Annotated in this window: 14 protein-coding genes; 9 read left to right on the top strand and 5 right to left on the bottom strand. The window is 75.8% G+C overall.

Annotated features, from left to right (window positions below):
* Positions 1-74 precede the first annotated feature (74 nt).
* The 4 genes from KPL57_RS01170 to KPL57_RS01155 form a co-directional block, all read right to left on the bottom strand.
* The gene (locus KPL57_RS01170) at positions 75-731 is read right to left on the bottom strand and encodes a FadR/GntR family transcriptional regulator (RefSeq protein ID WP_226350044.1); all 657 of its coding nucleotides are present in this window, start codon (positions 729-731) and stop codon (positions 75-77) included.
* A 160-nt stretch (positions 732-891) separates the two neighbouring features.
* Positions 892-1329, bottom strand: a complete 438-nt coding sequence (locus tag KPL57_RS01165) for a VOC family protein (RefSeq protein ID WP_226350043.1) — start codon at positions 1327-1329, stop codon at positions 892-894.
* A gap of 77 nt (positions 1330-1406) precedes the next feature.
* The gene (gene rph, locus KPL57_RS01160; protein WP_226350042.1) at positions 1407-3983 is read right to left on the bottom strand and encodes a rifamycin-inactivating phosphotransferase; all 2577 of its coding nucleotides are present in this window, start codon (positions 3981-3983) and stop codon (positions 1407-1409) included.
* Between the two features lie 143 nt (positions 3984-4126).
* Positions 4127-5296, bottom strand: coding sequence for a lipase family protein (locus KPL57_RS01155; RefSeq protein ID WP_226350041.1), 1170 nt, complete (start codon positions 5294-5296; stop codon positions 4127-4129).
* Between the two features lie 219 nt (positions 5297-5515).
* On the opposite strand from KPL57_RS01155, the gene KPL57_RS01150 reads away from it, so the two are divergent.
* From KPL57_RS01150 to KPL57_RS01135, 4 genes are all read left to right on the top strand, one after another.
* On the top strand, positions 5516-6577 hold the full coding sequence (locus KPL57_RS01150) for an alpha/beta hydrolase (protein ID WP_226350040.1): 1062 nt from the start codon (positions 5516-5518) through the stop codon (positions 6575-6577).
* 63 nt (positions 6578-6640) lie between these two features.
* On the top strand, positions 6641-7030 hold the full coding sequence (locus tag KPL57_RS01145; RefSeq protein WP_226350039.1) for a hypothetical protein: 390 nt from the start codon (positions 6641-6643) through the stop codon (positions 7028-7030).
* A gap of 35 nt (positions 7031-7065) precedes the next feature.
* Positions 7066-7755 (top strand): response regulator transcription factor, encoded by a 690-nt coding sequence (locus KPL57_RS01140; RefSeq protein ID WP_226350038.1) that lies wholly within the window; start codon positions 7066-7068, stop codon positions 7753-7755.
* Positions 7752-9137: a HAMP domain-containing sensor histidine kinase gene (locus KPL57_RS01135; RefSeq protein WP_226350037.1), complete on the top strand. Its 1386-nt coding sequence runs from the start codon at positions 7752-7754 to the stop codon at positions 9135-9137. Before KPL57_RS01140 ends, KPL57_RS01135 begins: the two co-directional genes overlap by 4 nt.
* 24 nt (positions 9138-9161) lie before the next feature.
* Here KPL57_RS01135 and KPL57_RS01130 read toward each other — a convergent pair whose 3' ends face one another.
* Positions 9162-9935: a DUF2382 domain-containing protein gene (locus tag KPL57_RS01130; protein ID WP_226350036.1), complete on the bottom strand. Its 774-nt coding sequence runs from the start codon at positions 9933-9935 to the stop codon at positions 9162-9164.
* Positions 9936-10231: 296 nt separating this feature from the next.
* Between KPL57_RS01130 and KPL57_RS01125 the strand changes: the two genes are divergently transcribed.
* From KPL57_RS01125 to KPL57_RS01105, 5 genes are all read left to right on the top strand, one after another.
* Positions 10232-11164, top strand: a complete 933-nt coding sequence (locus tag KPL57_RS01125; protein ID WP_226350035.1) for a hypothetical protein — start codon at positions 10232-10234, stop codon at positions 11162-11164.
* Between the two features lie 109 nt (positions 11165-11273).
* The gene (locus KPL57_RS01120) at positions 11274-12971 is read left to right on the top strand and encodes a phosphatidylglycerol lysyltransferase domain-containing protein (RefSeq protein WP_226350622.1); all 1698 of its coding nucleotides are present in this window, start codon (positions 11274-11276) and stop codon (positions 12969-12971) included.
* 25 nt (positions 12972-12996) lie between these two features.
* Positions 12997-14184 carry an esterase family protein gene (locus KPL57_RS01115; protein WP_226350034.1) on the top strand — a complete coding sequence of 396 codons (1188 nt, stop codon included), beginning with the start codon at positions 12997-12999 and terminating at the stop codon, positions 14182-14184.
* Between the two features lie 13 nt (positions 14185-14197).
* Positions 14198-14470 carry a hypothetical protein gene (locus KPL57_RS01110; RefSeq protein ID WP_073578537.1) on the top strand — a complete coding sequence of 91 codons (273 nt, stop codon included), beginning with the start codon at positions 14198-14200 and terminating at the stop codon, positions 14468-14470.
* Between the two features lie 24 nt (positions 14471-14494).
* Positions 14495-16540: an NAD(+) synthase gene (locus tag KPL57_RS01105; RefSeq protein ID WP_226350033.1), complete on the top strand. Its 2046-nt coding sequence runs from the start codon at positions 14495-14497 to the stop codon at positions 16538-16540.
* The last annotated feature ends 305 nt before the right edge of the window (positions 16541-16845 follow it).

Here is a 16845-nt window from a genome sequence, read left to right as displayed (position 1 = left end):
GATGTGCCGGGCCCGCAGGTCCTTGCGGTAGCCGGAGTCGCCACGGTCGGCGACGGGGGCGGGTCGCGTCCCGGTCACCGGGTCACCCCGCCCTCGCGCACGATCCCGGCCAGGGTCTGCTCGACGTGGCCCAGGTGGGCGGTCATCTCGGCGACGGCGCGCTCCTCGGAGCGTTCGGCGATCGCGGCGACGATCCGACGGTGCTCGGCGTTGGACTGCTCGCGCCGGTCGCCCAGCTTGTTCAGGAACGACGACTGCGCGGCCAGCGCCTCCCGGATCTCCTCGATGACCTTGGCGAACGCGGGGTTCCGCGACGCCCGCGCGATCGTGATGTGGAACAGCGAGTCCAGGGCGACCCAGGTGGCGTCGTCGGTCTCGGCGTCCATCCGGCCGACCAGGTGCCACAGCTCGTCGAGGTCGGCGTCGTCGTGCCGCACGGCGGCGTAGCCCGCGACCGGGATCTCGACGTGCCTGCGGACCTCGAACAGGTCACGGGCGCTGTAGTCGCCGAAGGTCGGGTCGTCCGTCGGACCGGTCGCGACGACGAAGGTGCCGCGCCCGGTGCGCGACTCGGTGAGCCCGAGCGCCTGCAGGCCCCGGAGCGCCTCGCGGACCACCGACCGGCTGACCTCGAACTCCGCGCTCAGCGCCGCCTCGGCGGGCAGCTTGTCTCCGACCTCGTACTCACCCCGCTCGATGGTGGCTCGCAGGTGGGACAGCACGGCCTCCATGGCGCTGACGCGACGGGGACCACGCTGTCCGGCTGTCTGGCTGTCTGACAGGTTCACGGTGCAAGAGAGTGACGGGGAGGGGCGCCGCTGTCAAGAACCGGGGCCGGCCGGCCGAGGGCCGACCGGCCGCAGTCGACCGGTCTCCGCCAGCCGGTCTCCGTCAGCCGGTCTCCTCGGCCAGCGCGACGAGGATGCCGTCCGGTCCCCGTACGTAGGCGAGCACGTGCGCCCCGCCGAACGGCACCACGTCGCCGACCGGCACGGCGCCGTGCCCGCGCAGCCGGGCGAGGGTCTCCGCCACGTCGGTGACCGCGAACATGATCCGCCGGATGCCGAGCACGTTCACCGCGGCGCCCGGGTCCCCGGCCGGCGACGACGGCGACCCGAACCGCATGAGCTCCAGCCGGCCGTGCCCGTCCGGCGTCCGCACGACGGCCATGTCGCACTGCACGCCGTCGAGCCCGACCAGCCGGTCCACGTCCGGGCCCGCCACCGTCGCCCGGCCCTCCTCCGCCAGGCCGAGCGCGCCGAAGAACGCGACCGCCTCGTCGAGGTCGGTGACGACGACGCCGACGTTGTCCATCCGCAGCACGCTCATGATGTCCTCCCGATCGCGCGGCCCCGGTGGCCGCGTCCGTCCCGGGGACGGAGCCGGTCCCCGGTTCTCGACATGTCTCAGCCGAGGATCTCGACCAGCCCGCTCCCGCCGTCCACCCGGACCCGCTGACCGTCCCGGATCAGCCGGGTCGCGTCCTCGACCCCGACCACGGCGGGCAGGCCGTACTCGCGGGCGACGACGGCGCCGTGGGTCATCCGCCCGCCGACCTCGGTGACCAGCCCGGCGATCGTCACAAACGCCGGTGACCAGCTGGGGTCGGTGTAGGTGGTGACCAGCACGTCCCCGGGTTCGAGTGCGGCGCCGGACAGGTCGGCGACGACGCGGGCGCGGCCCTCGACCGTCCCGGCCGACACCGCGAGCCCGGCGAGCGCTCCGGGCGGCACGTCGTCGCGGTGGTAGGAGCCCTGCAGGCACTCGCCGTCGGAGGTCAGCACCCGCGGCGGGGTCAGCGCCTCGTACGCGGCGAACTCCGCCCGCCGGGCGCGCACCAGCGCGAGGTCGGCGTGCCCGGTGCGCGAGACCTGCTCCAGCTCGTCGAACCGCAGGTAGTAGGCGTCGGTGCGGTCGTCGAGCACCCCGGCGGCGACGAGCCGGTCGGCCTCGGCGAGCAGCGCGGCCCGGTAGACCGCGTAGCGCGAGACCATGCCGAACTTGGGGAACTCGCGGTAGCCGATGAAGGTCCGCAGCCGGTCGATCATCAGCGCCGTCCGCGCGGCCCGTGCCTCGCCGTCGGTCCCGGCCCGCAGCCGGGCCAGCAGGTCGTCGCGGGTGGCCTCGGCCTCGCGGCGGCCCTGCTCGAACCGGCGGCGCCCGGCGCCGGGCTCCTCGCCGTCGACGTGGCCGAGGATCAGCGGCACGAGCGCGGCCGGGCGCTCGTGCCACCGCGGCCGGCTGATGTCGATCTCGCCGACGCAGCGGGCCCCGTAGGCGTCGAGCCAGCCGACGATCGCGTCGCGGGCCACCGTGCCGCCCTCGACCGACCCCAGCGCGTCGAGCACGTCCTCCCGTCCCTCGCGCAGGAGCGCCACCGCCGCCGGGTACGGGCGGACCGCGTCGGCGACGTCGAGCAGCGCGAGCCCCATCTGCGAGGTCACGTTGTCGGGCACCGACCGGGTCAGCACGTCCGACGGCCGCTCCCCCAGCCACTCGCCGACGTGCTCGTCGATCCAGTACGCCGCGTCCATCGCCGTCATGAACACCCGGGTGCTGCGCGGGTTGTTCAGCCGCGCCCGCAGCTCGGGGATGTCCGCGCGGACGGCGGCGAACAGCTCCGGCCCGACGCGGCCGGAGATCCTGCGGGCCGCGTCCGCCACCGAGGCCCGGACCTCGGCGACCAGCTCGGCGACGAGCGCGGGGTCCGGGTCCAGCGGCTCGGAGGTCGGCGCGCCGTGCACCGGGGCGGGCGTCGCCGGGTCCTCGCCGAGCGGGACCGCGCCGCGGTCGAGCACGGTGCGCAGCGCGTCGGTCATCAGCGGGTCCGACCGGCCCATCACCGCGAGCAGGCCGTCGCGACCGGAGAGGGTGCCCAGCGCGGCGGTGACGTCGACGAACAGCCGCCCGCCCGCCTCGGCCATCGGGCGCGGCGTCGTCATCTGCCAGAACGACAGCCCGAGCGGGCGCATCGCGTCGGTCATCATCTGCTGGTAGCCGACCGACAGGTAGACGTGGAGGCGGTCGTCGTCGGTGTCGGGGACCGGGAACAGCGTGGTGATCGGGCGGCTCTGGACGACCTGGAACCGGCCGCCGGACAGGCACCACTCGACGTCCTGCGGGCCGCCGAGCCCGGCCTCGATCGTGCGGCCGAGGCGCGCCAGCTCCAGGACCTGGTCGTCGGTGAGCAGCGGGGAGTCGTCGTGCGGGCCGAGCCGCTCGGTCCGGATGCCCCCACCGGGCGCGGGCCGGACCGCGACGGTCCGCGGTGCGGCGCGCCGGTCGACGACGGTGCCGTCGCGCACCGTCCACCCGTCCGCCGCGACCAGCCCGGACACCAGTGCCTCACCGAGCCCGGGCACCGCCTCGACGACGGTCGCGGTCCGGTCGGAGGTCACCGGGTCGGCGGTGAACAGCACCCCGGACACGTCCGGGACGACCATCTCCTGGACCACCACCGCCATCGCGACGGCGCGGTGATCCAGGCCGCGCCGCCGGCGGTAGGCCACGGCGCGGTCGGTGAACAGCGACGCCCAGCAGTCCCGCACCCGGTCGAGCACGGCGTCGGCGCCCACCACGTTCAGGTAGGAGTCCTGCTGCCCGGCGAACGACGCCGTCGGCAGGTCCTCGGCGGTCGCGCTGGAGCGCACCGCCCACGCCGTCCCGGCCGGGGACCGACCGACCGCCGCGGCGACCGCCGCCGCGACGTCGTCGGGGACCGGCCGGGACGCCACCAGCCCGCGGACCTCGGCGGCGACCGCGGCGAGCCCGTCGGCGTCGTCGGCGGGCAGGCCGGCCAGGCGGTCCAGCAACGCGTCGAACCCGGGCGCACCCTCTACGACGGCCCGGTAGGCGCCGGTGGTCACGCACCAGCCGCCCGGGACCGTGATCCCCGCCGTCCGGGTCAGCTCCCCCAGGTGCGCGGCCTTCCCCCCGACGACGGCGAGCCGGTCCCGGCCGACCTCGCCCAACTGCAGCAGCACCCCGTGCACGCCCACCCCCGTGTCACCACGACGCCGCAGGTCACGGCGCCGGGCGCAGAGTCTGGCGCGGCCACCGGGTCTTGCCGCAAGTCCCCCGCTGCGTTATACGTTGACCATGGCGGGAGGGACTCCCGCCATGGCTGTCAGCGGCAGGTGGGCGTCGTCGGCAGGTCGGCGAAGCGGGCCTGCAGGAACGCCAGCGCACGGGCCTGCCCCTCCGGGTACCCGCCGAGGTGGCCGGGGACGGGCGACGGCCGGAACTCGACGTCGGCGCCGCGGGCGCACCAGCGCTCGGCGAGCTCCTCGCCCTGGCCGAACGGCACGATGTCGTCGGCGACGCTGTGCACGATCAGCACCGGCGCCTCGGGGGTGCGACGCCCGATCAGCTGCTCGTCGACCCGGCTCGCGAAGGGCTCCTCGTCGAGGAACGCCGAGATCGGGCGTCCGTCGGCGGACAGCGACTCCGAACGCAGGCCCGGGTAGCGCAGCGCGGAGTCCTGGGTGCACTGCTCGCGCAGCTCGGCGACCACCTGCCGGCCGCGGTCGTTGAGCAGGTCCTGCACCCCCAGGTCGGGGTAGGCGGCGTCGAACCCGGACACCGCGTAGCCGAGCAGCGCGACGGCGGGGCCGCCCTCCAGGGCCCGGCCGGTCGCACGCAGGTCCGCCGGCGGCGCGCCCGCGTAGGCGCCGACGAGGTTCAGCTCGGGGGCGTACTCCGGGGCCAGCTCGACCGCGGCGGCCGACGCGCCACCGCCCTGGGAGTAACCGTAGAGCGCGGTCGGGGCGTCCTCCGGCACGCCGACACCGGCCCGCTGGGCGGCGCGCGCCACGTCGAGCAGGGCGTGCGCCTGCGCGGCGCGGTTGACGTAGGTGTGCTCGCCGGGCGTGCCCAGGCCCTCGTAGTCGGTGACGGCCACGGTGTAGCCGCTGGTCAGCAGCGCACCGATCGCCGGGGCCTCGTACTCGGTACCGGCCTGCAGCTGCCGCGACGGCGCGCAGCGGTCGGCGAGCCCCTGGGTCCCCGCGGCGAAGCCGACGACCCGGGTCGGCCCGGGCGCCGGGACGAGCGGGGTGAGGACGATCCCGCTCACCGTGATCGGCCGGTCGTCGGTGTCGAGGCTGCGGTAGAGGATCCGGGTCGCCGTCGCGGCGGGCACCGTCGGGGTGAGGACCCGCTCCGCGGACACGACGTCACCCGGCGCACCCTCGCCCCCCGGTCCGTCCGGCGAGGCCAGTGCCTGCGGCACCGCGACCACCGCCGCGACGACCGCCACCACCCCCGCCACGACCGTCGCACGCAGCCTCGTCCTCATGCCCGTCCCCCTCCGCAGATGATCTCCACTGGGCTGAACGAGCACCCGTCCGCCGGGGAACGGGGGACGAAGGTTGCGAAACGGCAGCGGCGGGTGATCCGTGCCGCGACGAGCGGCACGCAACGGCACCCGGTGCCACAATCGAGGGTGAAGATCGGGTACACGCGGGAGGTCACCGTGGATCATCGGGTACGTGTCGCACGAGGAGCCCTGCGCGGTGTGCTGGCCCTGCCGAAGCCGGTGAAGCGGGCGATCGCCGGCCCGCCCGTCCGTCGCGACGGCCAGCAGCTCGACCTCGACATCCAGCTCCTGCTGCGGCTGCTCACCCCGCGCCGGCCGCAGCCGGTCCCGCCGCCGGAGCAGATGCGGGCGGGCCAGTCGTTCGTCGACCGCGTCGTCGCCGGGCCCGAGGAGCCGGGGGTGCGCCGCGAGGACCGCACGGTCCCCGGCGCGGTCGCCGACCTGCGGGCGCGGCTGTACGTGCCGCCGCCGGGACCCGACGTCGTCGACGGCGCGCTGCTCGTCTACGTGCACGGCGGCGGTTTCGTCGCGGGCGACCTGGACACCCACGACGAGCTGTGCGCGACGCTGGCCGCCGAGTCCGGCGCCCGGGTGCTGTCGGTGGACTACCGGCTGGCGCCCGAGCACCCGTTCCCGGCCGCCGTCGACGACTGCCTGGCCGCGTTCGCGCACGTCACGGCGCACCCGGAGGAGTTCGGGGCGGCCCCGGGCCGGATCGCGGTCGGCGGGGACTCCGCCGGGGCGAGCCTGGCGCTGACGGTGGCCCGCGAGACCAGCCGCGACGGCGCCGACCCGGCCGGGCGTCCGGTGTTCTGCCTGGCGTTCTTCCCGGTCACCGAGCTCGACGGGCACACCCGCTCACGCGAGCTGTTCGGCGACGGGTTCCTGCTCACCGGCGAGGCGATCGCGGCGATGGCCGGCTGGTACGTGCCCGAGGCGATGCGCGACGACCCACGGCTGCGGATCGCCGAGGGCAACCTGTCCGGGATGCCGCCGGCCTACGTCGCGACCGCCGGGTTCGACCCGCTGCGCGACGAGGGCGAGCACCTGGTCACCCGCATGCGGGAGGCGGGCGTCCCGGCGACGCTGCGCCGCCACCCCGACCTCGTGCACGGCTTCGCGACCTCGCTCGGGATCGGGGTGCGGCCCCGCCAGGCCGTCGCCGAGGCCGCCGGGGCGCTCCGGACGGCGTTCGCCCTGCTCGCCTCCCCGGTCCCGGCGCCCTTACCGGATCCGAACACGAGCAGCACCCGGTCCTGATCTACGGGGAGCACCGTCGGTGAGGTCCCGGCCGCACCGGCCGGGCTCGACAGGAGGAACCCGATGCGGACCAGGACGAAGTGGATCACCGGCGCCGCGGGCGCCGCACTGGCCACGGCACTGCTCGCCACCGGCGCGGGCGTGGCCTCGGCGGCCTCCGGTACCTCGGCACCGGCCACCACGAATGCCGCCGACACGAAGACGTGCGACCGGCTGCCGCACGCCATCGCCCGGATCGACAAGCAGACCACCCGGATCGGTGGCGACGCCACCGTGAAGGGCTCGACGGCCTGGATGCAGGCGCGGGAGCAGGCGGCCCGGACGGCCGGGCACACCGCCGAGGCCGACGTGCTCGCCGCCCGGATCTCGGACCAGGCCGGGCGGACCAGCGCACTCGGGACGCTGCGCGGCCAGCTGGAGCACGTCCAGCAGACGGACTGCGGCGGTTCCTGACCGGTCCCCGGCCCGGCGGTGCCAGGATCGCCCCTGTGGAGACCAGCCCGGGTGGACGCGGGCTCGTCCTCGTGGTCGAGGACGAGCCCGCCATCGTCGACCTCATCGGCCTGTACCTGCGCCGTGACGGGTTCTCCGTGCTCACCGCGGCCGAGGGGTCCGCGGCGCTGGAGCTGGTCCGCCGGCACCGGCCGGTCGCGGTCGTGCTGGACGTCGGCCTGCCGGGCCTCGACGGCATCGAGGTGTGCCGCCGCCTGCGCGCCGACGACGACTGGACCCCCGTCCTGTTCGTCACCGCCCGCGACGACGAGGTCGACCGGGTCCTCGGCCTGGAGATCGGCGCCGACGACTACGTGGTCAAGCCGTTCAGCCCGCGCGAGCTGATGGCCCGGCTGCGCACCGTGCTGCGCCGCGGCACCGGTCCCGTACCGGGCCCGCTCGTGCTGGGCCGGGTCCGGGTCGACACCGTCACCCGCCGGGTCCTGGTCGACGACCACGAGGTCGCCCTGACCGCGACCGAGTTCGCGCTGCTCGCCCACCTCGCCCGGTACCCGGGCCGGGTGTTCTCCCGCGAGCAGCTGCTGTCCTCGGTGTGGGGGTACGCCGCGCACGCGGGCACCCGGACCGTCGACGTCCACGTCGCGCAGCTGCGGGGCAAGCTCGGTGGCGACTGCCCGATCCGCACGGTGCGCGGCGTCGGCTACGCCGCCGAGGTCGGCCGGTGACCGGCCGGCGCAGCACCGCGTGGCGGGTCGCGCTGGCCTGCCTGCTCGTCGCGCTCCTCGCGGTGCTGGTCAGCTCGGTGGTGACGCTGGTGCTCGTCGACCGGACCGCGCGTCAGGTCACCCAGGAGGCGCTGGCCCAGCAGGCCGACGTCGTCGCCCGGCAGCTCGACGCCGGTGTCCCCCTCGCCGCGGTCGAGCCGCTGCTGCGGGGGCAGGACATCGCCGTCGTCGTGCTGCCGGACCCGGTCGCCGACCCGGTGCTGGCCCGGGCGCTGGAACGCGCGGGCGCGGCGCGGGCGCTGGCCGGACGGCCGGTGTCCGCGGTCGTCACCGCCGACGGGACCGGCTGGGTGGTGGAGGCCCGCCCGGCGGCCGGGTCGGCGTTCGCCCTGGTCCGCGCCCCGGAGCGGGGGCCGCTGGGCAGCCCGCTGCTGGGGCGCACCCTCGGGTTCGCGCTGCTGGCCGGTTCGCTGGCCGCGATCCTCGTGGGCGCCGGTGCCGGCACCGTGCTGGCGCGTCCGCTGCGGCGCACCGCCCGGGCGGCCCGCGAGCTGGCCGACGGCGCGCGCGACGTGCGGGTGCCGGTGCGCGGCCCGGCCGAGGTCGCCGACGTCGCCGCCGCGGTGAACGAGCTCGCCGACGCGCTGGCCCGCAGCGAGGGGCGTCAGCGCCGGTTCCTGCTCTCGGTGTCCCACGAGCTGCGGACCCCGCTGACCGCGGTCCGCGGGCTGGCCGAGTCCCTCGCCGACGGCGTGGTCACCGGCGACGACGTGCCGGGGGCGGGCGAGGTCATGGTGCGGGAGGCACTGCGGCTGGACCGGCTGGTCGCCGACCTCATCGACCTCGCCCGGCTGGAGGCCGACGACGTCCGGGTCGACCTGCAGATCGTCGACCCGGTGGCGCTGGTGGACGAGGCGGCCGAGGTCTGGCGCGGACGGTGCGCGGGGGCCGGGATCGCGTTCCGCGCCGAGACCGCCCGCGACGTGGGGCCGGTGCTCGCCGACCCGCGCCGGCTGCGGCAGGTCCTCGACGGGTTCGCCGAGAACGCGGTGCGGGTCGTCCCGCCGGGGGCCGCAGTGGTGTTCGCCGTCCACGGCGACGGCGCGGTCGAGGTCCGTGACGGCGGCCCCGGCCTGGCCCCGGAGGACTACCCGGTGGCCTTCGAACGGGGCCTGCTCCACGACCGCTACGACGGCCGTCGCCCGGTCGGGCTGGGCGGGATCGGCCTGGCACTCGCGCACGGCCTGGTCACCCGGATGGGCGGCACCGTCACGGCGGGCCCCGCACCGGAGGGCGGTGCGTGCTTCACCGTGCGGCTCGCGGCGGCCGGGCCCGCAGATGGGCCCGGCGCGTCACCGGGCCCGAGGTACGGGCTCCGGTGACGCGCCGGTGGCGCGGTGCGTCGCTCAGCTGCGGCGCTCGTCGCGGGGCAGGGCGTGCTGCGGGTCGTCGACCTCGATGCGCTCCTTGCGCACGGTGTCGGAGACCTTCTCGTCCTCGGTGACGGTGCGGGTGCCGAGGCGCACCTTCTCGACGGCCTCGGTGGTCTTGTCGACGACCGGGCGCTCGCGGTGCAGGGTCACCTCGTGCTCGGCCTCGCCCATGGCGCCCGGGCGGGCCTTCGCCTCGGTGCCGTCGATCGGCTCGCGCTCGAGGCGGACCTCCTCGTGCGACACCGGGACGGTGACGGTCTGGTCCTCGGTCACGACGTACTTGCGCAGCGCGACGCGGCCGGTCTCCTCGGTCTCGGTGCCGACGCGCAGGTTCTCCTCGTGGCGGACCATCGCGTCGTCGCCGGTACGGGCGGTGCGGTCGCGGTCGGTGCGCTCACCGGTGGCGTGGCGGGCGTCGGTGCGGCCGTTGCCGGTGCCGATGCCGTAGTGGCGGTAGAGCTCGTCCTCCTCCGACCCGGTCAGGCGCTCGTCGGAGCGGCCCACGTGCGGGCAGTCCTTGACGGCCTTCTTCTCCACACCCAGCGCGACGTCGCGGTCGTGCACGTCGGCGTTCTGCAGCGGCACGAAGCTCTCCTTGGTGCCGAACAGCCCGGTGTTGACCGTGGCCCAGGTCGGGTCACCGCTGCGCTCGTCCAGGTAGATCTGGCCGATCTTGCCGACCTTCTCGCCGTGGTTGTCGACGACCTGACGACCGATGAGCTCCCGGGTCATGTCCTTCGTGATCATGCTGCTGTCCTCCGTGGCTCGGTGCGAATGCTGTCGAACACCGGTGGGGTCGGCCCGGAACCGCCCCGGCATGCGGCGGATGCCCCGTTCCCCGTCGTCCGTGTGACCGCCGTCATCCACCCGGCCGCACAGGATCGCTTGTGCGACAACGCTGGGTGTAGCGCGTTCCCGTCGCGGGCGACCCCGGACGGCATGTTTGGGACGGTCTGTTCTGGACTTGATCTAGGACGTTCCCGACGACGGGGACGGATCATCCCGCCGCCGGGTCCCCGGAACCGGCGTGGAATCGTGGTGACGTGCTCGCCGGGACCGCACTGCTCCCGCTCGGGTCGGCCGTCACCGTCACCGCCGTCGCGGGCACGGCCGCGCTCACCCTCGTACTGCTCGTACGCCGCTGGGCCCGGTGGCGGCCCGCGGTGCGGGCGGCCGCGCTGCCGGCCGTGGTCGCGCTCGTCGTGCTCGCCCTCGCGGTGGGAACGAACGCCTGGTTCGGCTTCTACCCGACGCCCGCCTCGCTGGCCGCCGGACCGGACCGCGGCGGGCTGCCCGCGCCACCCGCCCCGCCGGTCACCGGACCCGGCCGGGACACCGTGCTGACCGTCGACGGCGTCGACGTGCCCGTGCACCTGCCGCCCGGCTACGACGACCACCTCGCCCACCCCGTCCTGGTGTGGACCGGACCCGGTGACGGGTCGGCCGCGGTCGACGCCGCCGTCGACGCCGCGGTCACCGCGGGCCGGATGCCGGCCGTGGTGGTGCTGTGGACCGACCGGGTGCCGGTGTCCCGGCTGCGCGCCGCCGCCGTCGCGGCCGGCTCGCCGGTGCTGCGGACCGACCGGGCCGCGTGGGCCCTCGCCGGTCCGCCCGAGGGCCCCGGGTGCCCGCTGGGCCGGGCGCTCGCCGAGCGCGCCGACGTCGCGACGGCGGCCGGGCCACCCGGCGGCGACGGCTGCCCGGCCCCCGCGTCCGGTTCGCCCGATCCGTTGGACCTGGTCGTCGTGCGCACCGCGGCGACGCAGGATGACCCGGTGCCGGGCGCGCCGCCGCCGGGCCCGGCGCTAGCGTCGGGGTCGGTGACCGCGGCGCCCGGGACACCGGCGGCCGACGTCGTCGCCGCGGAGCTGGACGCGCTCGGCGCCCGGCTGCCGGGTCCGGTGGCCCGTTCGGGCGTCGCCGGTGGTCCGCCACCGGGGACGGAATCGACAGGAGGAACGCGTGACGGGCTCTGAGGGCTCCGGCCCGCCCGGGACGACCGGGGACGAGCACCGGGACGAGCACGGGGACGTCCGCACCCGCGGAGCGGCCCCGGCGCCGGACCCGGAGGCCCGCAGACGACGGCTGTCCGAGGCCGCCGTCGTCCGCGCCGTGGTGTGGGCGGCCCGGATCGTCGGTGCGCTGACCGTCGTCGCGGCGGTGCTGCCCGCGCCCCGCCGGGTCATCGGCAGCGAGCTGCGCAGCACCCTGGGCCTGCCCGCGGGGCTGGGGCTGGCGTCGCTGGTCGTGACCGCGCTCGCCGGGGTCGGCCTGCTGCTGCTGGCCACCGGGCTGCGCCGGCGCAAGCAGCGCGCCTGGTGGGTGGCGACCGCGACGACGACGTTCCTCGTCGTGGTCAACCTGCTGCACGTGCTGGACCAGCGGCGCGGCATCGGGCCCGCGGTGCTGGTCGTCGCGCTGCTGGCGGCGCTGATCGCGACGCGCCGCTACTTCGTCGCCCGGCAGGACCCGGGCGGGCTCGGCCGGTCGGTCCGGTCGCTGCTGCAGTTCGGGCTATCCGGCTTCCTCATCGTCTGGGTGCTGCTCGCGCTCAACCCGCGCCGGCTCGTCGGCGACCCGTCGATCGCGGCGCAGGCCGCGCACGCGGCGCTGTCGCTGATCGGGGTGACCGGCCCGGTCGAGTTCGAGCAGCGCGCCGTGTGGCTCGACGACCTGACCTCGGCGATCGGGCTGACCTTCGGGGTGGTCGCGCTCGTCGTCGCCGGGTACCACCTGCTGCGCTCGCCGGAGCCGCGCCCGTCGCTCGACCCCGACGACGAGCAGCGCCTGCGCGCCCTGCTCGACCAGCGCGACGGCGACTCGCTGGGCTACTTCGCCCTGCGCCGTGACAAGGCCGCGGTGTTCGCCCACGGCGGCAAGTCCGCGGTGTCCTACCGGGTGCTCGCCGGGGTCGCGCTGGCCTCGGGCGACCCCGTCGGCGACGTCGGCGCGTGGCCCGGCGCGATCGAGGCCTTCCTCGGCATCTGCACCCGCTACGGCTGGTCGCCCGCGGTGCTGGGCTGTTCCGAGCGCGGCGCGACCGCCTGGTCCAAGGCCGGTCTCGACGCCCTCGAGCTCGGCGACGAGGCGGTGCTGGAGACGGCGTCGTTCAGCCTCGACGGACGCCCCATGCGCGGGGTCCGCCAGACCGTCAACCGGATGCAGCGCAGCGGGCACACTGTCGAGGTGACGCGGCTGCGGGACCTCGACGAGACCGCACGGATGCGGGTCGCCGAGCGCGCGCACCGCTGGCGCGGCGCCGAGGACGAGCGCGGTTTCTCGATGGCGTCCTCGCGCGTCGCGGACCCCTCCGACCCGGACGCGGTGATCGTCACCGCGCTCCGCGACGGCGAGCCGTCCGGGATGCTGCAGCTGGTCCCCTGGGGCCGCGACGGGCTCTCGCTGGACCTCATGGTCCGCGACGCCGACGCCGACAACGGCATCAACGAGCTGATGATCGCCGAGCTGATGGCGGCCGCGAAGGACCACGGCGTGAAACGGGTGTCGCTGAACTTCGCGATGTTCCGCTCCGCCCTGGAGCGTGGCGAGCGGATCGGTGCCGGACCGGTCGCCCGCGGCTGGGCCAGGGTGCTGCGGATCGCGTCGCGCTGGTGGCAGATCGACTCGCTCTACCGGTTCAACGCGAAGTTCCGCCCGAGCTGGTACCCGCGCTACGTGCTGTTCCCCGCCGTCCGCGACCTGCCGCGGGTGTTGTTCGTCGTGCTCGAGGCCGAGGGCTTCGGCGGCCGCCCGCCGGCGCTGCTGCGGCTGCTGCGCCGGTGAGCCGGGTCCGCGCGGGGGCGGCGCCGTGATCCACGCCTCCGAGCTGCGCCTCGACGTCGTCGCGGCGGTGGTCGTGCCGACGGTCGCGGCGGTGCTGCTGCTCGTCCTCACCGGTGGGGCGTGGCACCGGCTGCGCCGGGTGGCCCGGACGCTGCTCGTGGCCGTCTCGGCCGTGGCCGTGCTCGCGGCCGCCGGGGCCGGGGCGAACCTGCTCGGCGGCTTCTTCCCCACCGTCGGCTCGCTGATCGGGTCCTCCCCCGACCCCGGCGAGGGCTCGGTCGCCGACATCGGCCCGGACGGTGCGGGCCTCGACGCGGCGATGCCGCTGGTCGCCGCCCGCTCCGCGCAGGGGCTGGGCTCCACGCTGCACATGACCCTGCACGGGGCCGTGTCCGGCATCGACCGCGACGCCGACGTCTACCTCCCGCCCGGCTACACCGAGCACCCGCGGGCGCGGTTCCCGGTCGTCGAGTGGCTGCCCGGGTTCCCCGGCGAGCCCCGTGAGGTGGCCGCCCTGTTCAAGGTGCCCGACGTGCTCGACGCCGCCATCGCCGCGCACCGCATCCCGCCGGTCGTGCTGGTCATCCCCGACATCAACGGCGAGCCCCGGTTCGGCCACGACCAGGAGTGCGTCGACGCCCAGCACGGCGCGGCCGACGACACCTACCTGACCACCGACCTCGTCGACTGGACGACCCGGCACCTGCGGGTGCGGCCCGACCGCGGCGCCTGGGCGCTGGCCGGCTGGTCCTCGGGCGGCTACTGCGCGATGAACCTGGCGCTGCGCCACCCGCGCACCTACGCACTCGCGGTCAGCCAGAGCGGCTACGACCGCACCCCCGACGACGTCGTCACCGGGGAGCTGTTCGCCGGGCGGCCCGACCTGGCCGCCGCCAACGACGTCGTCGCGCTGCTGGGCGAGCGGCCCGCGCCGCTGGCGATGCTGGTCACCGCGGGCTCCGACGAACCCGAGGAGCGGGCCGCCGCGGACCGGATCCGCGCGGCCGCCGCGCCACCGGTGACCGTCGACACCCGGCTCTACCCGGGTGGCGGACACAACCAGAACGCCGTCCGCGCGCAGCTGCCGGACCTGGTGGACTGGCTGGGTGCGCACCTGCTGGGGCCGCTGGCCCCGCCCGCGACGCCGGCGGGTGTCACGATCGACGACGGGCCCGGTGTGCCGCAGCGCGTGCTGCCGGTGCCCGACCCCTAGGAAGGAGACACACGTGGTCTGGGAGGGAGTCGGCACCCTGCTGCTCGTCGGCGGGCTGCTCGCCGGGGTGGTGTGGATCGTGATCGCGGCCGGCGTCGGGGAGATCCCGAAGGTGCTGCACGGCCTGGCGCTGTGGCTGCTGGTGCCGCTGGCGTGGCTGGGCTCGCTCGGGGTCGTGCTGGCCGGCGGCTCGGTCGGGGCGGGCTGGGCGGTGCTGCTGGGGCTGCTCGTCGCCACCGGGGTCGCCTGCGCGGCGGCGCGGATGCTGGCGGGTCGACGGAGCTGACCACCCACCGGTCAGAATGACGGCGTGGACTTCCGCTCCGTCTACCGCCACCACTTCCTGCGCACCGCCGCGGCGACCCTGCACACCACGATGGCCGACCCGGCCGCGAACGTCGCCGCCGTGCTGGAGACCGCCCGGACCTGCGCAGACGACGGCGTCGGGCTGGTGGTGTTCCCTGAGCTGACGCTCTCGGGCTACTCCATCGAGGACGTCCTGATGCAGGACACGCTGCTGGAGACCGTCGAGACCGGGCTGCTCTCCCTCGTCGAGGCGACGGCGGACCTGCTGCCGGTCCTCGTGGTCGGGGCACCGCTGCGGTACCGCCACCGCCTCTACAACTGCGCGGTCGTGATCCACCGGGGCCGGATCCTGGGCGTCGCCCCGAAGTCCTACCTGCCGACCTACCGCGAGTTCTACGAGCGCCGCCAGACCGCCCCCGGGGACGACGTCCGCGGCGCCACGATCCGGCTCGGCGCCACCGACGTGCCCTTCGGTACGGACCTGCTGTTCGCCGCCGAGGACCTGCCCGGCTTCGTGCTGCACGCCGAGATCTGCGAGGACTACTGGGTGCCGATCCCGCCGTCGGCGGAGGCGGCGCTGGCCGGGGCGACGGTCCTGGCGAACCTGTCCGGCTCACCGATCACCGTCGGTCGGGCCGACACCCGGCACCTGCTGTCGCGCTCGGCGTCGGCGCGCTGCCTGGCCGCGTACGTCTACGCCGCCGCGGGCGAGGGCGAGTCGACCACGGACGTCTCGTGGGACGGCCAGACCATGATCTACGAGAACGGCGTGCTGCTCGCGGAGTCCGGGCGCTTCCCGCAGGGCGCGCGGCACGCGGTCGCCGACGTCGACCTGGACCTGATCGCCGGCGAGCGGCGCCGCCAGGGCACCTTCGACGACAACCGCCGCACCCACGCCACCCGCACCGACGCCTTCCGCACGGTGGCGTTCCGGCTCGACCCGCCCGGCCACGACATCGGCCTGCGCCGCACCGTGGAGCGCTTCCCGTTCGTGCCCGCCGACCCGGCGCGCCTCGAGCAGGACTGCTTCGAGGCCTACTCGATCCAGGTCGCCGGGCTGGAGCAGCGGCTGCGGGCGATCGGCCAGCCGAAGGTCGTGATCGGCGTGTCCGGCGGGCTCGACTCCACCCACGCCCTGATCGTCGCGGCGCGGGCGATGGACCGGCTCGGCCGCCCGCGCACCGACATCCTCGCCTTCACCATGCCCGGCTTCGCCACCTCCGACCACACCCGCAACAACGCCGTCGCGCTGTCCGAGGCCCTCGGCGTCACCTTCGCCACGATCGACATCACCGGCACCGCGCGGACGATGCTGTCGGAGATCGACCACCCCTTCGGCCGGGGCGAGCCCGTCTACGACGTCACCTTCGAGAACGTCCAGGCCGGGCTGCGCACCGACTACCTGTTCCGGCTGGCGAACCAGCGCGGCGGGATCGTGCTCGGCACCGGGGACCTGTCGGAGATCGCGCTCGGCTGGTCCACCTACGGCGTCGGCGACCAGATGTCGCACTACAACGTCAACGGCGGCGTGCCGAAGACGCTGATGCAGCACCTCATCCGCTGGGTGATCTCCTCCGAGCAGTTCCCGCCCGAGGTGTCGGCGGTGCTGCGCTCGGTGCTCGACACCGAGATCACCCCGGAGCTGGTGCCCTCGGACGGGACGACCGAGGTGCAGTCCAGCCAGGCCACCGTCGGTCCGTACGCGCTGCAGGACTTCACGCTCTGGTACACGCTGCGGCACGGCTTCCGGCCGTCGAAGATCGCGTTCCTGGCCGGGCACGCCTGGTCCGACGCCGCCGCGGGCCAGTGGCCGCCCGGGTTCCCCGACGACGAGCGGCCCGCCTACTCCCCCGCCGAGATCCGGCGCTGGCTGCAGGTCTTCGCGCGGCGGTTCTTCCAGTTCGCGCAGTTCAAGCGCTCCGCGCTGCCGAACGGGCCGAAGGTGTCCGCGGGCGGCGCGCTGTCGCCCCGCGGGGACTGGCGGGCACCCTCGGACCTGTCGGCGACGATCTGGCTGGACGAGATCGAGCGGGAGGTCCCGGAGGGCTGAGCGCGGCCCGGTCACGGGGCGCGAACGCGGACGCCGCAGCGCCCCGGGTCCGGACGGGGGTGGCCCACTGGGCCGTCCGGCGGCGACGACGGGTGATCCGATCACACGTCCGGCGCAGCAGTGGTGCGTGTCGTCGTGTCGCCGGCACCGGTCGCCGATCGGTGACACGGTTCACCGAGCGGACGGGGCCGCCCTGTGCCGACGGGGCGGCGCCACACCGGGCGGCCGGACCGCCGGAGAGCCCCGGTGCGATCCCGCACACCCCCCGCGAGCAGCGCGAACACCGGGTCCTGAGTGGATCGGCG

Source organism: Pseudonocardia sp. ICBG601, from assembly GCF_020496245.1.
This window is presented reverse-complemented; position numbering and strand designations above follow the sequence as displayed.

Bases quoted from the DNA above. Each gene is read 5' to 3' on its own strand.
- KPL57_RS01130 (WP_226350036.1), bottom strand. From the start codon at position 9,935: ATGATCACGAAGGACATGACCCGGGAGCTCATCGGTCGTCAGGTCGTC.
- KPL57_RS01165 (WP_226350043.1), bottom strand. From the start codon at position 1,329: ATGAGCGTGCTGCGGATGGACAACGTCGGCGTCGTCGTCACCGACCTC.
- KPL57_RS01145 (WP_226350039.1), top strand. From the start codon at position 6,641: ATGCGGACCAGGACGAAGTGGATCACCGGCGCCGCGGGCGCCGCACTG.
- KPL57_RS01155 (WP_226350041.1), bottom strand. From the start codon at position 5,296: ATGAGGACGAGGCTGCGTGCGACGGTCGTGGCGGGGGTGGTGGCGGTC.
- KPL57_RS01170 (WP_226350044.1), bottom strand. From the start codon at position 731: ATGGAGGCCGTGCTGTCCCACCTGCGAGCCACCATCGAGCGGGGTGAG.